Source organism: Tardiphaga sp. 866_E4_N1_4, from assembly GCF_052076075.1.
GTDB lineage: Bacteria > Pseudomonadota > Alphaproteobacteria > Rhizobiales > Xanthobacteraceae > Tardiphaga > Tardiphaga robiniae.
In genome coordinates this window covers 5,468,219-5,490,495 of the sequence record NZ_CP197242.1, presented here as the reverse complement: position 1 = coordinate 5,490,495, position 22,277 = coordinate 5,468,219, and the positions used below count along the sequence as shown (strand labels likewise).

21 protein-coding genes are annotated in these 22,277 nt (G+C 62.9%); 11 read left to right on the top strand and 10 right to left on the bottom strand.

The window, feature by feature from the left end:
* Positions 1 to 54 precede the first annotated feature (54 nt).
* Genes AB8B20_RS26400 through AB8B20_RS26390 form a run of 3 tightly spaced genes read right to left on the bottom strand, consistent with a single transcriptional unit; the run spans position 55 to position 2,698 of the window.
* Positions 55 to 993, bottom strand: a complete 939-nt coding sequence (locus AB8B20_RS26400; protein WP_439072956.1) for a LysR substrate-binding domain-containing protein — start codon at positions 991 to 993, stop codon at positions 55 to 57.
* Between the two features lie 33 nt (positions 994 to 1,026).
* On the bottom strand, positions 1,027 to 1,959 hold the full coding sequence (gene ubiA, locus AB8B20_RS26395; protein WP_439072957.1) for a 4-hydroxybenzoate octaprenyltransferase: 933 nt from the start codon (positions 1,957 to 1,959) through the stop codon (positions 1,027 to 1,029).
* 25 nt (positions 1,960 to 1,984) lie between these two features.
* On the bottom strand, positions 1,985 to 2,698 hold the full coding sequence (locus AB8B20_RS26390) for a hypothetical protein (protein WP_439072958.1): 714 nt from the start codon (positions 2,696 to 2,698) through the stop codon (positions 1,985 to 1,987).
* Positions 2,699 to 2,900: 202 nt separating this feature from the next.
* Between AB8B20_RS26390 and AB8B20_RS26385 the strand changes: the two genes are divergently transcribed.
* The 5 genes from AB8B20_RS26385 (at position 2,901) to AB8B20_RS26365 (ending at position 7,898) form a co-directional block, all read left to right on the top strand.
* The gene (locus AB8B20_RS26385; protein WP_439072959.1) at positions 2,901 to 3,665 is read left to right on the top strand and encodes a 16S rRNA (uracil(1498)-N(3))-methyltransferase; all 765 of its coding nucleotides are present in this window, start codon (positions 2,901 to 2,903) and stop codon (positions 3,663 to 3,665) included.
* A 113-nt stretch (positions 3,666 to 3,778) separates the two neighbouring features.
* Positions 3,779 to 4,945, top strand: coding sequence for an ATP phosphoribosyltransferase regulatory subunit (locus AB8B20_RS26380; RefSeq protein ID WP_439072960.1), 1,167 nt, complete (start codon positions 3,779 to 3,781; stop codon positions 4,943 to 4,945).
* Positions 4,942 to 5,919 (top strand): ATP phosphoribosyltransferase, encoded by a 978-nt coding sequence (gene hisG / locus AB8B20_RS26375; RefSeq protein WP_068733618.1) that lies wholly within the window; start codon positions 4,942 to 4,944, stop codon positions 5,917 to 5,919. Before AB8B20_RS26380 ends, hisG begins: the two co-directional genes overlap by 4 nt.
* A gap of 90 nt (positions 5,920 to 6,009) precedes the next feature.
* Positions 6,010 to 7,056: a glycosyltransferase family 2 protein gene (locus tag AB8B20_RS26370; RefSeq protein WP_439072961.1), complete on the top strand. Its 1,047-nt coding sequence runs from the start codon at positions 6,010 to 6,012 to the stop codon at positions 7,054 to 7,056.
* The gene (locus AB8B20_RS26365; protein WP_439072962.1) at positions 7,053 to 7,898 is read left to right on the top strand and encodes a ChbG/HpnK family deacetylase; all 846 of its coding nucleotides are present in this window, start codon (positions 7,053 to 7,055) and stop codon (positions 7,896 to 7,898) included. Before AB8B20_RS26370 ends, AB8B20_RS26365 begins: the two co-directional genes overlap by 4 nt.
* Here the strand turns inward: AB8B20_RS26365 and AB8B20_RS26360 are convergent.
* Entirely contained in the window at positions 7,895 to 8,863 is a 969-nt protein-coding gene (locus AB8B20_RS26360; protein ID WP_089261917.1) for a tripartite tricarboxylate transporter substrate-binding protein, read from the bottom strand. The genes AB8B20_RS26365 and AB8B20_RS26360 overlap by 4 nt on opposite strands.
* A 74-nt stretch (positions 8,864 to 8,937) precedes the next feature.
* Positions 8,938 to 10,011: a tartrate dehydrogenase gene (locus AB8B20_RS26355; protein ID WP_115034037.1), complete on the bottom strand. Its 1,074-nt coding sequence runs from the start codon at positions 10,009 to 10,011 to the stop codon at positions 8,938 to 8,940.
* A gap of 135 nt (positions 10,012 to 10,146) precedes the next feature.
* Between AB8B20_RS26355 and AB8B20_RS26350 the strand changes: the two genes are divergently transcribed.
* Entirely contained in the window at positions 10,147 to 11,052 is a 906-nt protein-coding gene (locus tag AB8B20_RS26350; protein ID WP_439072963.1) for a LysR family transcriptional regulator, read from the top strand.
* 136 nt (positions 11,053 to 11,188) lie between these two features.
* A complete protein-coding gene (locus tag AB8B20_RS26345) occupies positions 11,189 to 11,995 on the top strand; it encodes a DUF2076 domain-containing protein (RefSeq protein WP_309947161.1) in 807 nt (268 codons plus the stop codon).
* 68 nt (positions 11,996 to 12,063) lie between these two features.
* Here AB8B20_RS26345 and AB8B20_RS26340 read toward each other — a convergent pair whose 3' ends face one another.
* Positions 12,064 to 12,855, bottom strand: a complete 792-nt coding sequence (locus AB8B20_RS26340) for a L,D-transpeptidase (RefSeq protein WP_439072964.1) — start codon at positions 12,853 to 12,855, stop codon at positions 12,064 to 12,066.
* 296 nt (positions 12,856 to 13,151) lie between these two features.
* Here AB8B20_RS26340 and AB8B20_RS26335 point away from each other — a divergent pair, with 296 nt between their 5' ends.
* Positions 13,152 to 13,925 carry a protein phosphatase CheZ gene (locus AB8B20_RS26335; RefSeq protein ID WP_089261924.1) on the top strand — a complete coding sequence of 258 codons (774 nt, stop codon included), beginning with the start codon at positions 13,152 to 13,154 and terminating at the stop codon, positions 13,923 to 13,925.
* Positions 13,926 to 13,954: 29 nt separating this feature from the next.
* Here the strand turns inward: AB8B20_RS26335 and AB8B20_RS26330 are convergent, their stop codons facing one another.
* Positions 13,955 to 15,163 (bottom strand): MFS transporter, encoded by a 1,209-nt coding sequence (locus AB8B20_RS26330; protein WP_439057275.1) that lies wholly within the window; start codon positions 15,161 to 15,163, stop codon positions 13,955 to 13,957.
* A gap of 62 nt (positions 15,164 to 15,225) precedes the next feature.
* A complete protein-coding gene (locus AB8B20_RS26325; RefSeq protein WP_439072965.1) occupies positions 15,226 to 15,753 on the bottom strand; it encodes a hypothetical protein in 528 nt (175 codons plus the stop codon).
* 311 nt (positions 15,754 to 16,064) lie between these two features.
* On the opposite strand from AB8B20_RS26325, the gene AB8B20_RS26320 reads away from it, so the two are divergent.
* The 3 genes from AB8B20_RS26320 to AB8B20_RS26310 all read left to right on the top strand — a co-directional run bounded on the left by AB8B20_RS26320 (position 16,065) and on the right by AB8B20_RS26310 (position 19,577).
* On the top strand, positions 16,065 to 16,361 hold the full coding sequence (locus tag AB8B20_RS26320) for a co-chaperone GroES (RefSeq protein ID WP_439062887.1): 297 nt from the start codon (positions 16,065 to 16,067) through the stop codon (positions 16,359 to 16,361).
* Between the two features lie 150 nt (positions 16,362 to 16,511).
* Positions 16,512 to 18,167: a chaperonin GroEL gene (gene groL, locus AB8B20_RS26315; protein ID WP_068733597.1), complete on the top strand. Its 1,656-nt coding sequence runs from the start codon at positions 16,512 to 16,514 to the stop codon at positions 18,165 to 18,167.
* 201 nt (positions 18,168 to 18,368) lie between these two features.
* Positions 18,369 to 19,577: a hypothetical protein gene (locus tag AB8B20_RS26310; protein WP_439072966.1), complete on the top strand. Its 1,209-nt coding sequence runs from the start codon at positions 18,369 to 18,371 to the stop codon at positions 19,575 to 19,577.
* Between the two features lie 223 nt (positions 19,578 to 19,800).
* On the opposite strand, the gene AB8B20_RS26305 is transcribed toward AB8B20_RS26310, so the two are convergent.
* Positions 19,801 to 20,196 carry an META domain-containing protein gene (locus AB8B20_RS26305; protein ID WP_439073079.1) on the bottom strand — a complete coding sequence of 132 codons (396 nt, stop codon included), beginning with the start codon at positions 20,194 to 20,196 and terminating at the stop codon, positions 19,801 to 19,803.
* Between the two features lie 168 nt (positions 20,197 to 20,364).
* Entirely contained in the window at positions 20,365 to 22,032 is a 1,668-nt protein-coding gene (locus tag AB8B20_RS26300; RefSeq protein ID WP_089261934.1) for an L-lactate permease, read from the bottom strand.
* Positions 22,033 to 22,277: the final 245 nt, after the last annotated feature.

Sequence of the window (22,277 nt, the reverse complement as noted above, 5' to 3'; positions counted from 1 at the left end):
AGATTTGATCTCTGGCGTTGCAGCACTCGACAGCGTGCGAATGGTGCGACGCAGCTACGTTTTCCTGGGATCGATCATGTGTCCAACCCAGATATTCCGGGCGACGAGATCGGCGGCGATCTCCGTGAATGTATCGCCGACAAAGCGCGCCGCCGCGCTGACCGAGCGGTCTGCCGGATAGGCCAGCACCAGCTTGCGCGCCGGTGTGGGATTGACCAGCGGCGCCGCACAGAGCACGCCGCTCTCGACCAGCGCGTGGATCGGCGCGAGCGGCAAAGCAGTGGAGCCAACACCGTTGCGCACCAGATCGATCATCGCACCAAAGGAGTCCGCCTCGACACTGCCGCGCAACTGGATGCCCGCCTGCCGCGCGCATTCTTCCATGATCCCACGCAAGCCATGGCGGAGGCTCGGCAGAACCAACTCTTCGTGAGCCAGTGCCGCGAACGGAACGGGACGATCCATCCGCAATCCCTTGCTGCCGGCGCTGACGAACAGCAGGTTCTCCATCATCACCGGCACGATGCGCAGTGAACGCAGCGGCTGGGGATCGTAGGACACGGCGAGCTCCAGTTCGCCGCGTTGCAGCCAGTCGAGCAGATGGCCCGTGAAGGCCGATGACAGCCGGATTGAGAGCTGCGGATGCACTTCCTTGATCTTCTTCACCAGCGGAACGGTGACGATCTCCGCCACGGTCGGCGTCGTGCCAATGGAGACGAGCCCCTTGAACGACGCGCTCTCCTCCGAGGTGACATTGCGGATGGCATCGAGCTCGGTCATCACGCGGGTGGCGTGGTTGAGAACGTCGCGGCCGATCTCAGTGATGACCATGCCGCGCCCGTGCCGCTCGAACAGCGCGGCGCCAAGTTCCTTTTCAAGCAATCTGATCTGCCGGCTCAAGGCCGGCTGCGCGATGCGAAGGCGATCGGCGGCCTTGCTCAGGCTTCCCAGTTCAGCCACGTGAATGAGTGTCTTGAGCTGCGCGACGTCCATCTCTGTGGTCCACCAGTGCTTGGGAAGGCGCGATTACGCCGCCCGCATGATGGCATCCACGAGCAATCCTGCAAACAGCAGCAGCCCCGCGTCACGGTTGGACTTAAACAGCCGCAGGCATAATGCGGAGTCGCTGATATCGATGCGGGTGATCTGCCAAGCCAAGTGCGCCGCGAACGCCGCGAGGCCGAGCCATGCCGGCCAGCGCGCGCCAGCCAGTGCTAGCGCCGCGCCGATCAGCAACACGGCAAGCCCGTAGAACAGCGTCAGCGCGGCCTGCGTGCGTTCCCCAAACAGCAGCGCCGTCGACTTCACGCCGATCAGCGCGTCGTCCTCGGTGTCCTGATGAGCGTAGAGCGTGTCATAGGCGATCACCCAGCAGATCGAACCCGCGTACAAAGCCAGCGCTGTTGCATCGATGCGGCCGAACATGACAGCAAAGCCCATCAGCGCGCCCCACGAGAAGGCGAGGCCCAGCACGCTCTGTGGCCAGTAGGTGATGCGCTTCATGAAGGGATAGGCGGCAACGATGCCAAGCGAGGCAATGCCGGTGGCGATGGCGAAACTGTTGAACTGCAGCAGCACCACGAGACCGATCAGTGCCTGCAGCACCAGAAATGCAAAAGCCTGTTTCGCCGTGACCTGCCCGGCCGGGATTGGCCGCGAGCGCGTGCGCTCCACCTTGGCGTCGAGGTCGCGATCGGTGATGTCGTTCCAGGTGCAGCCGGCACCGCGCATGACGAAGGCGCCGATAAAGAACAGCGCGATCATCTTGGGCAATTGATGGATATCATGCGCCATGCCGGAGGCGAGCGCCGCCGACCACCAGCACGGCATCAGCAATAGCCACGAGCCGATCGGACGGTCAAAGCGCGACAGCCGCAGATAGGGCCGCGACCACAACGGCGCCGAGCGATCGACCCAGTTACCGGTCGCATCCGCAACGCGGGCGGCCGCGTCGCTCATTGGAACAGAATGATCTGCCACCCGATCATCGGGTGAGCACGTTGCCGTTCAGCGTATCGAAGGTGGTGCCGCCGCTCTTGCGCGCATTGTTCGCTTCCGGCAGCGATGCCGAGGAGCCCAGCACGTCGCTGAGACGCGGCGCAGCCACCGGGCCGCCACCACCACCGCCACCCCGTTGCTGCTGAGCGACGCTGCAGACCTTCTGCCGCATGCCTTCGGTGTTCTTGTGGCCGGTCTTCATCTGTTCGCCGACATTGGGCGGAATGCCGCACTTCTGCGCATTGGCCTCGATGTATTTGATCATCTTGACTTCGGTCTGCGAGAAAGAGGTGATCAGCTTGCAGGCCTCGTCCGGCGGCGCGCGACGCTCGCTCGCAGCCTTGATGGCAGCGCCCTTCTTTTCGGCGTCCTGGCGCAGGGGCAGAAAGCCCTTCATGCAATCTTCGCCGCCGGGCGGGCCCGCCTGCTGCTGCGGAGGAGCGCCGAAGCCGCCGCCACCAATCGGCGCAGCGCCATTGGAGGGAAACGCGCTGGGCGCAGCCGCTGCACCATTGACCGGCGGAAATGGCGATGCGCTGGCAGGCGCACCGTTCACCGGCGGAAACGGCGACGAACTCGCAGGCGCAGCCGAACTGTTGCCCGGCAGCGGCGCGGGAAACGCGCCCTGGGCGTGAACTTCGATAGCCTGCATGGCGAACACGGCCATGGACAGCGGCACAATCAAACGACGGATGATCACAGATATTCCTCCGGCAGCTCAGTGCCCCGATTGATCGGGGGCGAAGCCCATCCTGATTCAGGACTTTCTACGATTCCTGCCAAGCCTTAACAACCCACCAACAGCACGCGGATTCGGGCGGCAGCACGGCGCAAAGCCGCGTTCTCGCATGATAATTCGTCGCAGTTGGGCTAAAGCTCGCCCTCTGAATGGAACATGAACGATGCCGCAAGCCGATTTCCGCAGCCCCCGCCTCTTTGTCGATGCGCCTTTTGCAGCCGACGCAACCATTTCGCTCGATCGCAACCAGAGCAATTACCTCGGCAATGTGCTGCGGCTGGGCTCCGGCGCCTCGGTGCTGGTGTTCAACGGCAAAGACGGCGAATGGCAGGCCGCCATTTCCGGCGGCAAGCGGGCAGACCGCCTGACCCTGCTGACCCAGGTCCGGCCACAGGATACCCTGCCCGAAGTGACCTATGTATTCGCTCCACTGAAACATGCGCGGCTCGATTACATGGTGCAGAAGGCTATCGAAATGGGCTCCGCGGCGCTGCAGCCGGTGATGACGCGCTTTACCCAGGCCAGCCGGGTCAATACCGAGCGGATGCGCGCCAATGTGGTCGAGGCGGCCGAACAATGCGGAATTCTGAGCGTGGCCGCTGTCGCCGAACCACTGAACCTGCCCAAATATCTCGACCAGCGGGATGCCAAACGGCTGCTGATCTTCTGCGACGAGGCCGCTGAAGTGACCGATCCCATGGCCGCGCTGGCCGGCGCCCGGACGGCCGCCTCCGCCGGAATCGACGTCTTGATCGGCCCGGAAGGCGGCTTTGCCGAGGAAGAACGGGCCCTTCTGCTGAAACAGGTCAATATTCTCCGGCTGGCGCTGGGCCCGCGGATCATGCGGGCCGATACAGCGGCGGTGGCTGCGCTGGCGCTGGTGCAGACTGCTCTTGGTGACTGGAATGGTAACCAAGTAGGCAAATAGCCCGCTGCCATGACCCGACATTAAGGCCACCGGGTGATGGTGGTCGAAACGTCGCAACCGCCATGCTATGGGCTGCGCCAACGACCACTCTGTTGAGATTGCTGGACTTCGAGATGACCAAACCCGCCGCCCCTCGCGCGACCGGATCCGCCGCCTGGGCGGATGCGCTGCTGTTGTCGTTTGCCGAGGCCGGCTACGCCCATGCCGAGCCGGCGATCCTGCAGCCGGCCGATCCGTTCCTCGATATGTCCGGCGAAGACATCCGCAAGAGCCTGTATCTGACGACCGACGCGTCGGGCGAAGAGCTATGCCTGCGGCCGGATCTCACGATCCCCGTGGCGCGCGATTATCTCGCCTCGCCGCAGGCCGGCCAGCCCGCGGGCTTCAGCTATCTCGGCCCGGTGTTCCGCTATCGGCAGGGCACACCCAGCGAATTCCAGCAAGCCGGCATCGAATCCTTCGGCCGTCAGGACCGCGCAGCCGCCGATGCCGAAATGCTGGCGCTCGGCCTCGAGGCGACGGCCGCCTTTGGCCTCAGCGATATCGAGATCCGCACCGGCGACGTCGCACTGTTCGCGGCGCTGATCGAGGCGCTCGACCTCTATCCGGTGTGGAAGCGCCGGCTGATGAAAGACTTCAACCGCAAGATCAGCCTGACCCACGATCTCGACCGGCTGACCCTCGCAGAGTCGCCGGTCCGCAACGAATATGAAGGCGTGCTCGCTGCTCTCGCGGGCTCCGACCGCAAGGCAGCGCTGGCACTGGTCACCGACCTGATGTCGATCGCCGGCGCCACCAATGTCGGCGGCCGTTCGGTGGCGGAAATCGCCGATCGCTTCCTCGAACAGTCGACGCTGAAAGGCGGCGCACTGCCGCGCGATGCGCTGGTGCTGATCAAGCGCTTCCTCGCGATATCAGGCGATCCCGACGATGCCCTGCAGCAACTGCGCAAGCTCGCCTCCGATGCCAAACTCAACATCACGGCCGCCATCGACGAATTTGAAAGCCGCATCGGCTTCATGGCGGCGCGTGGTATCGATACCACCAGGACGCGTTTCTCGACGTCATTCGGCCGCGGCGTCGACTACTACACCGGCTTCGAATTCGAGCTGCACCGCAAGGGCAATGGCACCGAGCCGCTGGTCGCCGGCGGCCGGTATGACGGACTGCTGACGCAGCTCGGCTCCGCTACGCCGATCCCTGCGGTCGGCTTCTCGATCTGGATCGAAGCCCTCACTCATAACGCGTCCTCGGCGCTGGTTTCCGGGAGCGCGTCATGACCGCACCATTCGTCCTTGCCGTTCCCTCCAAGGGCCGGCTGCAGGAAAACGCCGAAGCCTTCTTCACCCGCGCCGGTCTGACGTTGGCGAAGCCGGGCGGCGTGCGCGATTACCGCGGCACCATTGCCGGATTCGACAATGTCGAAATCGCCTATCTCTCGGCCAGCGAGATCGCCTCGAACCTGGCGCGCGGCGCCGTGCATCTCGGCATCACCGGCGAAGATCTGCTGCGCGAGAGCATCCCCGACGCCGACAAGAAGGTCGCTTTGATCGATGGCCTGGGCTTTGGCAGCGCCAATGTGGTCGTTGCCGTGCCTCAGGCCTGGATCGACGTCCGCACCATGGCCGATCTCGATGACGTCACCACCGGCTTCCGCGCGCAGCACAATCGCCGCATGCGCGTCGCCACGAAGTATATCAACCTGACGCGCAACTTCTTCGCGTCGCACGGCGTGGTCGACTATCGCATCGTCGAAAGCGCCGGCGCCACCGAAGGCGCACCGGCCACCGGCACGGCCGAACTGATCGTCGATATCACCACCACCGGCGCGACCCTCGTCGCCAATGGTCTCAAGGTACTCGATGACGGCGTCATCCTGCGCAGCCAGGCCAATCTCGTCGCCTCGCGCGCCGCCGACTGGTCGGCGCAGTCTCTGGAAACCGCGCGCATCATTCTCGACCACATTGCCGCGCGCGCCCGCGCCAGCAAATACAAGGAAGTGCGCACCCGCTTCGCCGGCTGCAATCAGGCGCTCCTCACCGAGGCACACAACCGCTTCGGCGTGGTGTCGCCGTTCGGCGGCCCGACCTCGTCGGGCATGATCACGCTGCACTGCCCGCCGGCGCAGCTTTACGCGCTGAGCAGCTTCCTGCGTGCCAACGGCGCAGATACCGTCTCGGTCGCCTCGCTCGACTATGTGATGGATCGCGAGAATCCGCTGTTCGCCAAACTTGAGGCGTTCTTGCGGCAGTAACGCGCAGCGCCGCGTTTCGCCTTGCTGGCGGACGCGCCGGCTGATTACCATATGATTCATGAGCATATTTTGGATATCGGAATCTGATCGATGATGCTGGGCAGCGACGTATCGAGCCTGTCGACCGATGCCGCGACCGCCGCGGCACAAGGCCTGTCGATCGTTGTGCCTGTTTACAACGAGGCGCCCGGCCTTGCCCTGTTTCATGAGCGGCTGGCGACGCTTGCGACGACACTGAAAGAACGCCACGGCCTCGCCTGCGAAGTCGTCTATATCGATGACGGCAGCGCCGATGGCACGCTGGCGGTTGCGCGCAGCCTGCAAGCCACGTCGGTCGACGTTCAGGTCGTGTCACTGTCGCGCAATTTCGGCAAGGAAGCCGCGCTGATGGCAGGGCTCGACCATGTCACCAAGGGCGCGGTTCTGTTCATGGATGGCGACGGCCAGCATCCGCCGTCACTGGTCGAACAGCTGGTGCGGCACTGGATCGTCGAAGGTTATGACGTCGTCTATACCGCCAAAGCCCATCGCGACAACGAATCCTTCCTGCGCCGCCAGGCCGTGCGCGGCTTCTATGCGCTGATCAACTGGGGTGCGCGGCAGAAGATCCCCGAAGATGCCGGCGACTTCCGTTTGCTGTCACCGCGTGCGGCTGCGGCGCTGCGCCAGCTGCCGGAGCGCAACCGGTTCTTCAAGGGACTGGCGACCTGGATCGGCTTCCGCCAGCTCCGCGTCGACTACGAACCGGCGGCACGCGAACATGGTGTGACATCGTTCAATCCGAAGCAGTTGATCGGCCTGTCGATCGAGGGCCTGACCTCGTTCTCGGTGGCTCCGCTGCGTTTCGCCAGCCTGCTCGGTCTTCTGCTCGCCTTCGGCGCGTTCCTGTTCGGTCTGTCGATCCTGTGGGAGACATGGGTCTCCGGCAAATCGGTACCGGGCTATCCATCGCTGGTCGTCGGCCTGATGACCCTCGGCGGCGTGCAGCTGATCATGATCGGCGTGCTCGGCGAATATATCGGCAAGATCCTGTCCGAACTGAAGGCGCGGCCGATCTATTTCGTCGCCGAGCACAGCGTGAAGCGCAACACTCCCGATAGCGTGGCGCAAACCACCGACCGGACCGCCGCCGAATGACCGGCGCAGCCCTGCGCCGCATCACACTCTGCGCCGACGATTACGGCATCAGCCCCGGCGTCAATCGGGGCATCCGCGAACTCATTGCGCTCGGACGCCTCAACGCCACATCTGTGATGGTGGTCGGTCCTGCAATTTCGCGCGATGACGTGAGTGCGTTGCAGGACGCCGTCGCCAAGAATCCGAATTGCGAGATCGGGCTGCACGCGACACTGACCGCCCCGTTTCATCCGCTGACGATGCACTACCGACCGCTGCTCGACGAGCTGTTCCTGCCGCTTGGCAAGATGCTGCGCTTCAGCCTGTTGCGAAAACTCGATCGCGAGGCGATCGAGACCGAGCTGACTACGCAGATCGCGAAGTTTACGGCCCTGTTCGGGCGCGCCCCCGACTATGTCGACGGGCACCAGCACGTACAGACCTTCCCGCAGGTGCGCGATGCGCTCCTCGCTGCGGTGAGGAAAAATGCGCCGACGGCCTGGGTCCGCCAATCCGGCCGTGTGCTGCCGTTAGGCCAACGCCTCGATAATCCGAAGGCGCTGCTGCTCGACACGCTCAGCGCCACGTTCCGCCGACGTGCGACGCGCGCCGGCGTGACGTTCAATCCGGGATTTGCCGGCGCCTATGACTTCACCAAGCATGCCGACTTCGGCACGCTCATGGCCGGTTTCCTCAACGACCTTCCGGATGGCGGACTGGTGATGTGCCACCCCGGTCATGTAGATGAGATCCTGATCGACCTCGATCCGTTCACCGACCAGCGCGAACGCGAATATCAGTATCTGGCAAGCGATGCCTTCGTGCAGTTGCTGGCGGCAAACAACGTCACTCTCGCACGCTAATCCGCGAACTGTCCGCTCGCCTTGATGATCGGCGCCCAGCGATCGACCTCGCTGTCGAGCTGCTTCTTCAATGCCTGCGGCGTCGCCTGATCCTGTGGCACCGGATCGGTGTTGATGTCGTTGAAGCGCTTGATCAGTTCGGGATCGCGCAACGAATCCTGCAGCACCTTCGCCAGTTTCTGCACGATATCGTCAGGAGTTCCCTTTGGCGCGTAGATGCCATGCCAGGCGCCCGCCTCAAAACCCTTCAGGCCGGCTTCATCCGCGGTGGGCAGGTCCGGCATGGACGACAAACGCGTCTTCGTCGTAATCGCGTAGCTCTTCACAAGTTTCGCCGCGATCGGGCCGGTGGTGTTGGTGGTCTGGTCACAAGTGAGATCGATCTGGCCGGCGATCAGATCGTTCATCACCGGGCCGTTGCCCTTGTAGGGCACCGACAGGATCTGCTTGTCGATGGCATTCATGAACATCAGGCCACAGAGCTGCGAGGCGGCGCCGAGGCCGGCATTGCCGAATGTCATCTTGTCGCCGTTGGCCTTGATATAGGTGATCAGCTCGGCGAGCGTGTTCGGCGGCAGGTTCGGCCTGGAGATGATGGTCATCGGCGCATTGGTGACGAGGCCGATCGGCGCGAAGGCGGTCTTGGTATCGTAAGGCAGTTTGCGATACAGCGTCGCAGCCGTGGAAATTCCGATGTGATGGATCAGGATCGTGTAGCCGTCCGGCTCGGCACGAGCCGCGCGTGCGGCGGCGATGGTGCCGCCGGCGCCTGTGGCATTTTCGATGATGATGGTCTGGCCGAGGATCTTCGACATTGTCGCAGCGGTGACGCGCGCGACGGTGTCGGTGGCACCGCCGGCCGCGAACGGCACCAGCATGGTGATCGGCCTGTTGGGATAGCCCTGTGCGAAGGCAGCGGAGCTTGCCAGCGTAATCGCAAACGCAAGTGTAGCTGTGACTTTCATGAGATCCTCCCTGAATATTGTTTTGATTATTGAAATCGAACGCCCCGGTGAGACCGGGGCGTTCGGAAATCGCGTCAGACGTTCGAACTATGGATCGCGTCTACCACGGCGTCGGTCACTTCTTTCGTCGTGGCCTTGCCGCCAACATCGGGCGTGATAATGCCGGCTTCGCAGACCTTTTCCACCGCACGCATCAACCGCGCCGATGCATCCGGCTCACCAAGATGATCGAGCATCTGCGCAGCGGTCCAGAAACTGGCGACAGGATTGGCGATGCCCTTGCCGGTGATGTCGAAGGCCGAACCGTGGATCGGTTCGAACATCGAGGGGAAGCGCCGTTCCGGGTCGATATTCGCCGTCGGCGCGACACCGAGGCTGCCGGCCAGTGCGCCGGCGAGGTCGGAGAGAATGTCGGCGTGAAGATTGGTGGCCACGATGGTGTCGAGGCTCTGCGGCTTCAGCGTCATACGCACGGTCATGGCATCGACCAGCATCTTGTCCCATGTGACGTCAGGGAAATCCTTCGACACTTCGTCGGCGATCTCGTCCCACATCACCATGCCGTGGCGCTGCGCGTTCGACTTGGTGACGACGGTGAGCAGCTTGCGCGGACGTGACTGCGCGAGCTTGAACGCGTAGCGCATGATCCTGACCACGCCGACGCGGGTGAACACCGAGACTTCGGTACCGACTTCCTCCGGCAGCCCGCGATGTACGCGACCGCCGCAACCGGCATATTCGCCTTCGGAATTTTCGCGCACGATCACCCAGTCGAGATCGCCGGTTTCGACACCGCGCAGTGGCGAGGTGATGCCGGGCAGGATCTTGGTCGGGCGCACATTGGCGTATTGGTCGAAGCCCTGGCAGATCGGAAGCCGCAGGCCCCACAGCGTAATGTGATCGGGCACATCGGGCGCGCCCACCGCACCGAAATAGATGGCATCGAACTTCTTCAGCTTCGGCAGGCCGTCGGCTGGCATCATGACGCCGTGCTTGCGGTAATAGGCCGAGCCCCAATCAAACGTTTCGACATTGAAGGTCACGTCGCCGACCCGCTTCTGCAGGGCTTCGAGCACACGGGTGCCGGCGGCGATGACTTCGGGGCCGATCCCGTCGGCCGGAATGGCCGCGATGGAATATTCGCGCATGGTGAGGTCTCTGCTGGGTTGAACTGGCTCTCCCCACCCTGCAGGCGGGCAGCGCCCGGCTCAATCGCGGTTGTTTATACAAATAAATGATATAATAACTCCCGAGGCGGCCGAAGGGCGCCATCGGGAGGCTTGATGGATCTGCACCAGTTGCGCTGTTTTGTAACCGCGGCGGACGAACTGCATTTCGGCCGCGCGGCGCAGCGGCTCGAGATGATGCCGTCCGCACTCGGCCGCTACATCCGCCTCCTCGAGGACGATCTCGGCACACGCCTGCTGACGCGCACGACGCGCAGCGTCGCCCTGACCGATGACGGCGCCGAGTTTCTGAAACAGGCGCGCGACCTGCTCGCCCGCGCGGATCAGATCGCGTCGTCATTCCGGGCGCGCGTGCGGGCGCGCGCAGCCACAATCCGGGTCGGCGCAATCGACAGCGCCGCCGCCGGGCTTCTGCCGGCACTGCTTCACGATCTTCGCGAGCGCGTCCCTGACCTTGCCATCAAGCTGGATGAGGACAAGACGATCCGGCTGCTGCCGCGCCTGCTGTCGGGCCGGCTCGATCTCGCTTTTGTCCGGCCGCCCGAGAGTGCCGACAAGCGGCTGGAATTCATGTTTCTGTTTCACGAGACAGCCGTCGTGGCCGTCTCCGAGCGCCATCCGCTGGCCTCGCGCACGCATCTGACGATCGCAGACATCGCCGAGGAGCCTCTGATCGTGCCGGAGCGACGGTCGCGGCCGCACAGTCACGACCTGACGATGAAGCTGTTTGCGGAATCCGGGCTACAGGCGAATGTCGTTCAGATCGCCGACGAGAAGCAGACCATCGTCAATCTCGTCGCCGCCGAAATCGGGCTGGCGATCGTGCCGCGCTGGACGTCTCGCATGCCCGCACGCGGCGTTCGCTATATGCCGCTAGGCATGGCGGCAATGAACAGGCTTCCGCTCGCCGCGGCGTGGGTCAGAGGGACCCGCGATCCGGCACGGGATCAGATTCTTGACATGCTGAAGGCCAATCTGGCGCGCTACGCGCTGGAAGCATGACAAGAGGAAGCACGACAAGGCCTGCCGGTCGTTTTGTCGCATAACTAAATTTAATCCAGGCGGCACTTATTGCGACACAAAGCGTCACTACATCTCCAGCGCGCAAAGCAAGCGCGCTTTGAAGACAGAGGACGCCATGACACCGCAAGAACGCCAACTGGTTGACGATCTCTTTGACCGGCTCAGCAAGGTCGAAGGCGCGCCACGCGATCCAGACGCGCTCGACGCCATTGCGCAGGGCCAGCGCCGCGCCCCCAATGCGCTGTATGCGCTGGTACAGACCGTATTGCTGCAGGACGAAGCGCTGAAGCGCGCCCATGAGCGCATCCAGCAACTGGAAGGCAACGGCGCCCCCGAACAGGCTGCTCAGGGCGGCTTCCTCGATTCGATGCGAGACGCCCTGTTCGGTCAGGGTCAGAACCCGAACCAGCCGCGCGGCTCCGTGCCGAGCGTGCGCCCGCCCGAGCCGAGCCGTCCTGCCTGGAACACCGGGCAGGTCATCGGCCAGCCCCAGCCACAGGGTGGCTATGGTCAGGGTGGATACGGCCAGGGTCCGGGACCGGGCCAGTTCGGCCAGCAACAACCGCAAGCCGGTGGTGGCGGTTCGTTCCTCGGTACAGCGGCTGCGGCAGCAGCCGGCGTGGTCGGCGGGTCACTCTTGCTCGGCAGCATCCGTTCGATGATGGGCGGCAGCCATCAGCAAGGTTTCGGTGACGCCGCCAATGCCAGCGAGAGCAAGAGCCCATGGAGCTCCGGTTCGGATTCCTCCGGCGGCAACCTCGGCAATCAGGCCGGCGTCAATGATATCGGTTCGTCCAGCGGCTCCCGCGCCGGATCCTTCGATCAGGCGCAGGCCGATGCCGACCAGGACCAGGATCAAGACCAGGACGACGGTGACTACGACGCCATGGACATGGATTCCGACGACAGCGATTTGGCCTGATCGTTTAGACCAGCAACACAAAAACGGCCGCTCTCACGAGCGGCCGTTTTCATGTGACGGGAGATCAATCAGATCACGACGACCCGGGCTCCGACGCCGACGCGGCCATAGAGATCGATGACGTCCTCGTTGCGCATGCGGATGCAGCCTGAGGAAACATTGGTGCCGATAGTCCATGGCTCGTTGGAGCCGTGAATACGGTACAGGGTCGAGCCGAGATACATCGCGCGTGCGCCGAGCGGATTTTCCGGACCGCCTTCCATGTAACGCGGCAGATCAGGACGGCGCGCCAGCATTTCCTTTGGCGGCGTCCACGACGGCCATTCCTTCTTCGCCGTGATCGTCTTTACACCGGACCAAGTGAAGCCCGGCCGGCCGACGCCGATGCCATAGCGCATCGCCCTGCCGCCACCCTGTACCAGGAACAGAAATTTGTTCGGCGTATCGACGACGATGGTGCCCGCACTTTCGCTGCCCTGATATTCGACCAGCTGCGGTTGATACTTGGGATCGAGCGTGGGACGCGCGGGATCTGCCGTCTCTTCCTGCCGATAGACACGCTGTTGCGGATCCATCGGCGGCAACAGCGAACGCCGCTGCTCGTAAGAGTAGTCCGGCTGTTGCTGATAACGCTGGCCCTGCTGCGCCGGACCATCGCTGAACAGAAACTCGATGAAGCCGCCGCCCATGCGCGAGCGTTCGGCATAGGCCGTGCGCTGCATCGGGCGCTGCGGCTGCTGCGCATACACCACCGGAGGCTCGGCAAATTGCGCCGCGGCTTCCACCGCAAGCGCCTGATGCGATCCAGCGGCGATGAAAGATGCGCTGGCAAGAAGCGTGAGAGAGAACTTTCTGAACATCGACGTACTCTGTACTGTTTCGTCGTGCGCGTTCTCACCTGAGAAGCGCTTTGCACACTCCGACTTAAGGTTAAAATCGCCTCGGTTTGGTAAACACAATCGCCGTTTGGATTCACCACGTCGTCAAACGGCGCAGTTCTATTTAGTAGCGTTTATTTTGAATGAACGCGAAAGCCCCATGGTTAACTAACAGTTTGCGCAGCGATTATCGGCTATCGGCGCGATGTTCCCGCGTGAACTTCACGTTAAACTCATAGGTATACGAACGGGGGATTGATTGAACGTTGGGGGACCTGATGTCTGTTCGTCGCAAGCGATTTCGCATTGAAGAAGTTTTCGGTACTGCACCTATGCCCAATGAAGTGGTGGGCAGCAGCGAGCCGATGCCAATGCATCGCGAAATCATGGCTGAGCTCCGCGCGATCCGCGCGCAGATGGGAGCGCCGGCCCGCAACGCCGTGACAGATCAGGTCGGCGCCGCCGCCGATCAGCAGGTTGCGGAAGCGCAGGCGCTGCTGGCAACCTACCGCGCTCAGATCGAGCAGTGCGAAAAGCTGAAGATCGAACTCGATCTGATCCACGACGCCATTACCCGTACCAAGATGGAAATCGCAGTTCTTCACGGCAAGAGCTTCGAAGGCGACGAAATGGCGAAGGTCAACGGTGAACTCGGCGCCGTCGTCGGCGGCACCGAAGAAGCCACGCAGCAGATTCTCGCCGCAGCCGAAGCCATCGATAATGCATCGACAGCGCTCGGCAAGGTGACCTCACCCGATCAGCAGAAGCAGATGCTGGAAGAGATCGGCGATAACGTCGTCGCGATCTTCGAAGCCTGTAACTTCCAGGACCTCACCGGCCAGCGCATCAGCAAGGTGATGACCACGATGAAGTTCATCGAAAACCGCATTACTGCGATGATGGACATCTGGGGCGGTGTCGACGAGATCAAGGCGCATGCGCCGGCCAAGGTCGACGACCGTAGCGAAGACGACAAGCTGCTGAATGGTCCGAAACTGGACGGCGACGTCGGCCATGCTTCGCAGGACGATATCGACGCGCTGTTCGGCTAAGATAATTTTCGACCACAGTTAGAGATCGCTTAACGCCGGGCAGCAATGCCCGGCGTTTTTATCATCACGAAACAGAGCAGCACCGCCAGCGCCAACACGGTCCCAAGCAGCAGCACCATGCGGTCGGACAGTGTCTCGACTGCGGACGCCACCACGAATGGCGCGAAGGCCTGCACGAACAAAGCCGGCCGCGCGATACGGCCGATCACACGGCCATACCCCGCCGGGCCGAACATCAGAAGCGGCAGCGCACCGCGCGCGATGGTCATGACGCCATTGGCCGCTCCGAAGCCGATAGCGAACAAGGCCGCCAGCGGAAACGAAATCCCCGCAAAGGCCAGCATCGCGAAGGCCGATACCACGAGCACCACCGCCCCGCGCGCGATCCACAGCGGATGGGTGCGTCCCGCCAGCATGAAGTCTGCCAGCCGCGACGCCACCTGCGCCGGACCGAACATCGCACCGATGGTCACCGCCGTTGCAGCACTGAGCCCGCCGCGCTCCAGCAGCGCGAGCAGGTTCGAGGTCACGCCCGACAGAATGAAGCTGTAAAGCGAGAACGCGGCCGCCAGCAGGATGAACGGCCAGCCTTCCGGGCGCAGGGTTGCCTGCGGGGGAACGACAACGGCGTCCACCACGGGCAGAGGCGCGACGGCGACGTGGCGCGGCAATGCAAAAGCATGAAGCGGCGCAACGACAAATGCGAAGATCGCTGCGAAGGTCAGATACGTCCCGCGCCAGCCGACGGCCTCAAGCAGAAGATGGGTCGCCGGCCAGCCAACCGTCGAGGCGAAGCCGCCTGCAAAGGTCACGAAGGTGATCTGCCGCCGCGCCGAGGCACCGAAGATACGCGTCAGCGTGGCGAAGGCGGGATCGTAGAGCGACGCAGACATTGCAGCGCCGAGCAACACCCAGCAGGCCAGATAGGTCGCGGGATGATCGGCGACTGAAAACAGAGCGAGACCCAAGGCACCGGCCAATGCGCCCGATGCCATGACGACATTGCCGCCGTGGCGGTCGATCAATCCACCAACCACCGGCGACAGCAGTCCCGATACGATCAGCCCCAGCGAAAAGCCCGCCATGCCGAAGGCCAGCGACCAGCCATGCGCCGCCGTGACATGCGGCATGGTCAGCACCGGTGGATAGATCAGGATGCCCCAGGTCAGGATCTGGGTGAATGCCAGCACAAGGACCGCGCGGCCCGGTCCGAAAACAAGGTCGCGCAATCGGTGCATGGGCTCACGTCTTCAAGGGAGTGGCGGGACCCGCCTTACGCCTCAGGTCAGGCCTTGTCAGGTCAGGCCTTGGGTGCGCAACGGACATAGACCATGTTGCCGTAGCGAATCGCAGCGTCCTTGTCGATGAAGCGCGTGACGAGAATCCGACCGTCGAAGGAGACGATCTCGCGATCCTTCTCACCACCGGCGGGACCGGGCGGGCCGATATAGTTCTTGCCGCTCGGCGAGCCCTTGAGGCGCAGTTCCTGCGGCGTCGCCTCGTCGGCGAGATGCATGATGACGCCGCCGGTGGCGCCCTGGCCGATGATATAGGGCTGCTTGCACTGGCCGCGCGCGGCATTCTCGGTGCGAACGCGATCGTTGGGATTCATGTAGGACGCCAGACCCCAGCGGCCGACGAGTTCTTCCGAGCGGATCGAGGCTGGCAGTTCCGGCGCCGGCGGGGGCTCCGGCGGCGGTGTCGGCTGCGAGTTCCCAAAGCTGAACCCGCCCAATCCACCAGACGTGCCGCACCCGCCCAATGACAGCGCCAAAGTTGAAACGATCGCCAGATGGGCAACCGTGCGGGCGTAGCGTGACCTGATCATATTATCCCCTAGAGCAAATTCCCCGGCTGCCCGTCCCGGCAGCCAAGCGCAAAACACCTGACGGCGCAATGAGGTCGGCAGAATTACGCCGACTCTCCATTATGGTTTCCAGATCATCCTATATTGGCCTCACCAAGGCCTTAAGGCCTCGCTTGACTCAAAAAGCGTCTGGCCATATTTCCCGGACGCTCAATTAGCACTCCCGGAGCGCGATTGCTAAGGGAATGAGCCGGCCGCCTTGAGCGTTCCGGCTGGATTCCCGCCCGCCTCCGAGATGGCAACGAAATCGCAAACCCTAAAGGGACACTCCCATGGCCAAGACCAAATTCCGCCCGCTGCACGACCGCGTCGTCGTCAAGCGCATCGTCGCCGACGAGAAGACCAAGGGCGGCATCATCATCCCGGACAGCGCCAAGGAAAAGCCGTCTGAAGGCGAAGTCGTCGGTGTCGGCCCTGGCGGCCGCGACGAAGCCGGCAAGCTGATCCCGATCGACATCAAGATCGGCGACAAGGTTCTGTTCGGCAAGTGGTCGGGCACCGAGATCAAACTCGACGGCGAAGAACTCCTCATCATGAAGGAGTCGGACATCATGGGCGTGATCGCTTAAAGGCGGTCCGCTCTCCAAACACTCGGACGTCATGCCCGGACTTGATCCGGGCATCCATCTGGCTTCTTCGCAGGAAGATGGATGGCCGGGTCAAGCCCGGCCATGACAGCGTTTTAATTTCAAATTCCCATCACTCGGAGCACCATCAACATGGCAGCCAAAGACGTTAAATTCTCCGGAGACGCGCGCGATCGCATGCTGCGCGGCGTCGACATTCTCGCCAACGCCGTCAAGGTCACGCTCGGTCCGAAGGGCCGCAATGTCGTGATCGAGAAGTCGTTCGGCGCTCCGCGCATCACCAAGGACGGCGTCACCGTCGCCAAGGAGATCGAGCTCGAGGACAAGTTCGAGAACATGGGCGCGCAGATGCTGCGCGAAGTCGCCTCGAAGACCAACGACACCGCAGGCGACGGCACCACCACCGCCACCGTGCTGGCCCAGGCCATCGTCCGTGAAGGCGCCAAGTCGGTTGCTGCCGGCATGAACCCGATGGACCTCAAGCGCGGCATCGATATCGCCGTCGCCGCCGTCATCAAGGACATCACCAAGCGCGCCAAGCCGGTTGCGTCTTCGGCTGAAGTCGCCCAGGTCGGCACCATCTCCGCCAACGGCGACGCTGCCATCGGCAAGATGATCGCCCAGGCAATGCAGAAGGTCGGCAACGAAGGTGTCATCACGGTTGAAGAGAACAAGTCGCTCGAGACCGAAGTCGACATCGTCGAGGGCATGAAGTTCGATCGCGGCTACCTGTCGCCCTACTTCGTCACCAATGCCGAGAAGATGACCGCCGAGCTCGAGGACGTATATGTCCTGCTCGTCGAGAAGAAGATCTCCAGCCTGCAGGCCATGCTGCCGGTGCTCGAAGCCGTGGTGCAGTCGGGCAAGCCGCTCCTGATCATTGCTGAAGACGTCGAAGGCGAAGCGCTCGCCACCCTCGTCGTCAACCGCCTGCGCGGCGGCCTCAAGGTTGCTGCCGTCAAGGCACCGGGCTTCGGCGATCGCCGCAAGGCGATGCTGGAAGACCTTGCGATCCTGACCGGCGGTCAGCTCGTCTCGGAAGATCTCGGCATGAAGCTGGAAAGCGTCACGCTCGCCATGCTCGGCCGCGCCAAGAAGGTCGTGATCGACAAGGAAAACACCACCGTCGTCAACGGCGCTGGCAAGAAGCCGGCCATTGAGGCCCGCGTCAACCAGATCAAGGCACAGATCGAGGAAACCACCTCGGACTACGACCGTGAGAAGCTGCAGGAGCGTCTGGCCAAGCTGGCTGGCGGCGTTGCCGTCATCCGCGTCGGCGGCGCGACTGAAGTCGAAGTGAAGGAAAAGAAGGATCGCGTGGATGACGCGCTGAACGCGACCCGCGCGGCCGTTCAGGAAGGCATCGTCCCCGGTGGCGGTACTGCGCTTCTGCGCGCCAAGAAGGCCGTCGGCCGTCTCACCAACGAGAACGCCGATGTGCAGGCCGGTATCAACATCGTGCTGAAGGCGCTGGAAGCTCCGATCCGCCAGATCGCCGAAAACGCCGGCGTTGAAGGTTCGATCGTGGTCGGCAAGATCCTGGACGAGAAGTCCGAGACCTTCGGCTTCGACGCGCAGACCGAAACCTATGTCGACATGGTCGCCAAGGGCATCATCGATCCGGCCAAGGTGGTGCGTACTGCACTGCAGGACGCGGCCTCGGTTGCCGGCCTGCTGGTCACCACCGAAGCCATGGTCGCCGAACTGCCGAAGGAAGCTGCACCGGCGATGCCGGGCGGTGGCGGCGGTATGGGTGGCATGGGCGGAATGGGAGGCATGGGCTTCTAAGCCCTGCTTTCACGCTCAACTGCATTGTGATCGAAGGCCGCCTCCCGGCGGCCTTCTTTTTTGCCTGCCACGCATCGTGCTTGCGACTTATGGCCTTTCGCCTTGGTCGCGGTTCTGATTCAATCCCGTGATTAATCTCGCATGGGCGGAATCAGATAAATCCGCCCGGAGACACGTCGATAACGTCCAGGGACTTTTGAAATGCGCGCGCTTCATCTTTGTCTGCTCGGCCTTACGGTCACCGCCTCGGTTGGGACCGTCCACCACGCTTTCGCGCAGGTGAAAGCCGCGCCGAAGAGCCAGCCGGCAGGCCCCGAGACGCGCTATTTCACCTCGATCGACGGCGTCATGAACGGCAATGCCGACGTCATCCTGCGGGAGACGCGGCAGGGCAAGGCTGTCACGGCCGCGACGCTTGATGTTTGCTATCCCGCCGAGAAGGGCAGCGACCGCAAGGATCGCTTCGTCGCCAATCTCACGGTCAGCGGTTCGACGCTGACCGGCGCAACGCAGACCCAGGTCGACAAGCTGCCGGTGACCATCAAGCTGAACCGCCGGCCGACCGGCGACACGTTCGAATTCAAGGGACAGATCTCGGTCGGTCAGACCAACAACAACGTGACGTCTTCGGACAATTCGGATCAGAGCGAGAAGGAATTCCAGGACAATCAGTCCACCGACGACAATATCGCGCCCGCACCGAAGGATTTCACCGAAGTGTCGCCCGAAGCGATCGCGGTCAAGATCAAGCTCGAAGCGGCACTCGATTTCGTCCGCACGCTGCGTGGGCAGAGCGTCGAGGTCGCGTTGAACAGCCTGGCCGTATCGTGCGATGCACTGCGCGCCGGCGAGCAGGTCATCAGCCTCGCCATCGACCCGGAACGCGCTGCGGCTTTCGTCGCCAAAACCAAGACCTATCCCGGCGTCGTCAATGTCGGCTGGACCACGGGCGCTATCGACATGGATCGTACCGTACGCTTTGCGGCAGCCGACTGGCGCGATGGCGACAAGATCAATCGCGACAAGGTTGCTACGGCGCTGGCGAATGTGCTCGCCAAGACCATGTCGGGCAAACCTGCCGCCACGTCATGGGACGATGAGACCGGAAAGCTCAAGCTGACCTTCAAGCGCCCGAGTCAGGTACTGCCCGCGCTCGAATTGACCGAGACGGTCGAGGTCAACGCGATCATCGCTCCCGACAAGCCCGGCACGACGGATAAGCTCATCCTGTGGGTCAGCACGCCGTCAGTCACCACTGCGGATGAGACTTCGGGTGCGAAGCTGGCTCTCGCGGATTCGCCGACGGCCGATGAAGAAAGCGATCCGCGCGACGACAACGGCGCGGTTGCAGCTGTCGCGGCGGAGTTCAAGGCACAGCGTTGGGATGCGGACAATTCGAACTGGAAGTAAGATGCAGTAGAGGCGTGGCACGCGCTTTCCCCCTCCCCCAGCGCAGCAAAGCTGCGCGCCGCGGGAGAGGGTGCCTGAGCGCAGCGAAGGCGGGAGAGGGCCGGAGTTCGTGGCGCCCCCTCTCCCGTCTCGAACCGCTTTGCGGTTCGATCCACCCTCCCGCCTGGCGGAGCTACGCTCCGCGGGGGAGAGGGGAAGTGGAGCGCCTTCGCAGCTTAAGCTATCAATTCGTATTCAGCCGAAACCGCAGCGACTTCGGCCCGACGAACGTCACTGCATCACCGCGCCGCTGCCAGTTGGTGGCCGCGCCGAGATCGGCGATCAACTGATCGTCCATCGCGGCCTGTGCGTCCGAGCAACTGCGGTTCTCCATCGCGCCGGCGACGAAGACGACGGTGTTGCCAGCGACCGAGAACTGCCCCTTGCCGCCCTTGCACCACAACTCCACCCGCGCCTCGCCGGCCTCGCCGATTTCCAGATTGGGAATCCGCTTCGAGCCGGGCTGACGCTGTGCATCCAGAGTCATTTCCATGCCGAATGGAAACTCGTCAGCGGCATGTGCAGGGACGGCAATCAGAAACGCCGCACCGGCAAGAGCGGCCCGCAGCAAAGTGGTCATGGCAGTCATAAGAATTCTCGGCGTGATCGTGGATAGCGACAATGGCCGCGGTTCTACGCGCGGCCGCGACGGTTGACCAGAACCGTCGGGAAACAATATGGCGCGACAACGAAAAATCCCCGCGGCCTTGCAGCCGCGGGGATTCGTCATTGGTTCGTTGCGTGCACCCTACGGCGCCAGGACCATCAACGTGAACGGATAGACATAGGCCTGTAGCATCACGAACAGGCCGACCATGCAGGCCAGCACGATCGAGTGCCAGAACACGAAGCGCAGGATCGTGCCCTCATGCCCGAACCAGTTGGTTGCGGTGGAGGCCACAACGATCGATTGCGCGTCGATCATCTTGCCCATCACGCCGCCGGACGAGTTCGCCGCGCTCATCAGGATCGGCGACAGACCGAGCTGTTCGGACGTGATCCTCTGCAGGTTGCCGAACAGCACGTTCGATGCGGTATCCGAACCGGTGAGCGCCACGCCGAGCCAGCCAAGCAGTGTGCCGAAGAACGGGTACAGCACGCCGGTCGCAGCAAAGGCCAGACCGAGCGTCGCGTCGACACCCGACAGGCGCGTGAGCGTGCCGATGGCCAGCATCGCCGAGATGGTGATCAGCGAGTAGGCGCAGATCTTGATGGTGCGGCCATATTCCACAATCATCTTCGCAGGCGAGAAGCCCATGATGAAGCCGGAGATGATCGCAGCCAGCAACATGCCGCTGCCGGTATAGGAAACGTAAGTGAACGCGAACACCGCGCCTTCCGGCGTTGGCTTGGCGGCCACCGGCGGCACCTTGTTGATCATGTTGTGCAGTTCAGGCACCGGAAAATTCCAGGAGAAGATCGGATTGACGATTCCCTTGAACCAGTTGGTGCCCCAAACCAGCAGGATGACGCAGAGGATGATCCATGGCGTCAGCGCGCTCCAGACCTGAGCCGAGGTCAGCTTCTCCGTGCTCATCGGTTTCACCGGCGGCACGGTGGACGCGGAATCGTCGTGCTGGCGCAGCGCGGCCGAGGTCCAGATCGTCTTGGGCTGCCAGACCTTCAGGAACAGGATCAGCGCGCCCATCGAGATCAGCGAGGCGCCGATGTCGACGATCCACGGATTGATGAAGTTCGAGATCACGAATTGCGGGATCGCGAAGGAGAGCGCGGTAACGAGAATAGCAGGCCAGACTTCCTTCATGCCCTTCCAGCCGGCAAAGGCCCAGACCACCCAGAACGGGACGATCATGGAGAAGATCGGCAACTGCCGGCCGACCATCGCGCCCAGAATGAAGGGGTCGAAGCCGGTGACGGTGGCGAGGCCCTGGATTGGCGTGCCGAGTGCGCCATAAGCGACGGGCGCGGTATTGGCGATCAGCGACAGGCCCGATGCTGCCAGCGGCGAGAAGCCGAGGCCGATCAGCACGGCGCCGGTGACGGCCACCGGCGTACCGAAGCCCGACGCGCCCTCGAAGAATGCGCCGAACGAAAACGCGATCAGCAGGATCTGCAGGCGGCGGTCATTGGTGACGCCGCCGATGGCGCGTTGCAGTACCTCGAAGCGGCCGCTATCCACCGTGAGGCGATACATGAAGATGACGTTGAGGACGATCCAGCCGATCGGGAAGAAGCCGGTGACGACGCCGAGTGCCGATGCGCGAAGCGACATATTGGCGGGCATCGTGAATGCGTAGATCGCCACAAGATTGGCCAGCACCAGCGCAATGATCGCTGCGATATGCGCCTTGACCTTGTTGGTGGCGATCAGCACCAGCAGGACGACCACCGGTATCGCGGCTACAAGCGTCGAGATCGTCGAGCTATTGAATGGATTGTAGACCTGATTCCACATGGTCGTTCTCCCCCTTTATATTATTGCAGCGGCTCGATCGTTATCGATCGGCAAATTGCTGATTGTTCACTTGCGAGGGCATCCACGATCGGTCAAAGCCGATAGCGCCCATAGGCTACGCGAATGCGAGGCCCCCATGCCTCGCTTTTCGTCATGCTAGGGTGAATCACAGTTTCGCGACAAGGTGCCGCAGGCCATCAAACCAGCTACTTTAGTCTAAACGCTGGAATTCATTTTTGATCTTA

What these genes read in the sequence shown, in the direction of transcription:
- AB8B20_RS26400 (WP_439072956.1), bottom strand. Translation starts at nt 993, where the DNA reads ATGGACGTCGCGCAGCTCAAGACACTCATTCACGTGGCTGAACTGGGA.
- ubiA (WP_439072957.1), bottom strand. Translation starts at nt 1,959, where the DNA reads ATGAGCGACGCGGCCGCCCGCGTTGCGGATGCGACCGGTAACTGGGTC.
- AB8B20_RS26385 (WP_439072959.1), top strand. Translation starts at nt 2,901, where the DNA reads ATGCCGCAAGCCGATTTCCGCAGCCCCCGCCTCTTTGTCGATGCGCCT.
- AB8B20_RS26380 (WP_439072960.1), top strand. Translation starts at nt 3,779, where the DNA reads ATGACCAAACCCGCCGCCCCTCGCGCGACCGGATCCGCCGCCTGGGCG.
- hisG (WP_068733618.1), top strand. Translation starts at nt 4,942, where the DNA reads ATGACCGCACCATTCGTCCTTGCCGTTCCCTCCAAGGGCCGGCTGCAG.
- AB8B20_RS26370 (WP_439072961.1), top strand. Translation starts at nt 6,010, where the DNA reads ATGATGCTGGGCAGCGACGTATCGAGCCTGTCGACCGATGCCGCGACC.
- AB8B20_RS26365 (WP_439072962.1), top strand. Translation starts at nt 7,053, where the DNA reads ATGACCGGCGCAGCCCTGCGCCGCATCACACTCTGCGCCGACGATTAC.
- AB8B20_RS26360 (WP_089261917.1), bottom strand. Translation starts at nt 8,863, where the DNA reads ATGAAAGTCACAGCTACACTTGCGTTTGCGATTACGCTGGCAAGCTCC.
- AB8B20_RS26355 (WP_115034037.1), bottom strand. Translation starts at nt 10,011, where the DNA reads ATGCGCGAATATTCCATCGCGGCCATTCCGGCCGACGGGATCGGCCCC.
- AB8B20_RS26350 (WP_439072963.1), top strand. Translation starts at nt 10,147, where the DNA reads ATGGATCTGCACCAGTTGCGCTGTTTTGTAACCGCGGCGGACGAACTG.
- AB8B20_RS26345 (WP_309947161.1), top strand. Translation starts at nt 11,189, where the DNA reads ATGACACCGCAAGAACGCCAACTGGTTGACGATCTCTTTGACCGGCTC.
- AB8B20_RS26340 (WP_439072964.1), bottom strand. Translation starts at nt 12,855, where the DNA reads ATGTTCAGAAAGTTCTCTCTCACGCTTCTTGCCAGCGCATCTTTCATC.
- AB8B20_RS26335 (WP_089261924.1), top strand. Translation starts at nt 13,152, where the DNA reads ATGTCTGTTCGTCGCAAGCGATTTCGCATTGAAGAAGTTTTCGGTACT.
- AB8B20_RS26330 (WP_439057275.1), bottom strand. Translation starts at nt 15,163, where the DNA reads ATGCACCGATTGCGCGACCTTGTTTTCGGACCGGGCCGCGCGGTCCTT.
- AB8B20_RS26325 (WP_439072965.1), bottom strand. Translation starts at nt 15,753, where the DNA reads ATGATCAGGTCACGCTACGCCCGCACGGTTGCCCATCTGGCGATCGTT.
- AB8B20_RS26320 (WP_439062887.1), top strand. Translation starts at nt 16,065, where the DNA reads ATGGCCAAGACCAAATTCCGCCCGCTGCACGACCGCGTCGTCGTCAAG.
- groL (WP_068733597.1), top strand. Translation starts at nt 16,512, where the DNA reads ATGGCAGCCAAAGACGTTAAATTCTCCGGAGACGCGCGCGATCGCATG.
- AB8B20_RS26310 (WP_439072966.1), top strand. Translation starts at nt 18,369, where the DNA reads ATGCGCGCGCTTCATCTTTGTCTGCTCGGCCTTACGGTCACCGCCTCG.
- AB8B20_RS26305 (WP_439073079.1), bottom strand. Translation starts at nt 20,196, where the DNA reads ATGACCACTTTGCTGCGGGCCGCTCTTGCCGGTGCGGCGTTTCTGATT.
- AB8B20_RS26300 (WP_089261934.1), bottom strand. Translation starts at nt 22,032, where the DNA reads ATGTGGAATCAGGTCTACAATCCATTCAATAGCTCGACGATCTCGACG.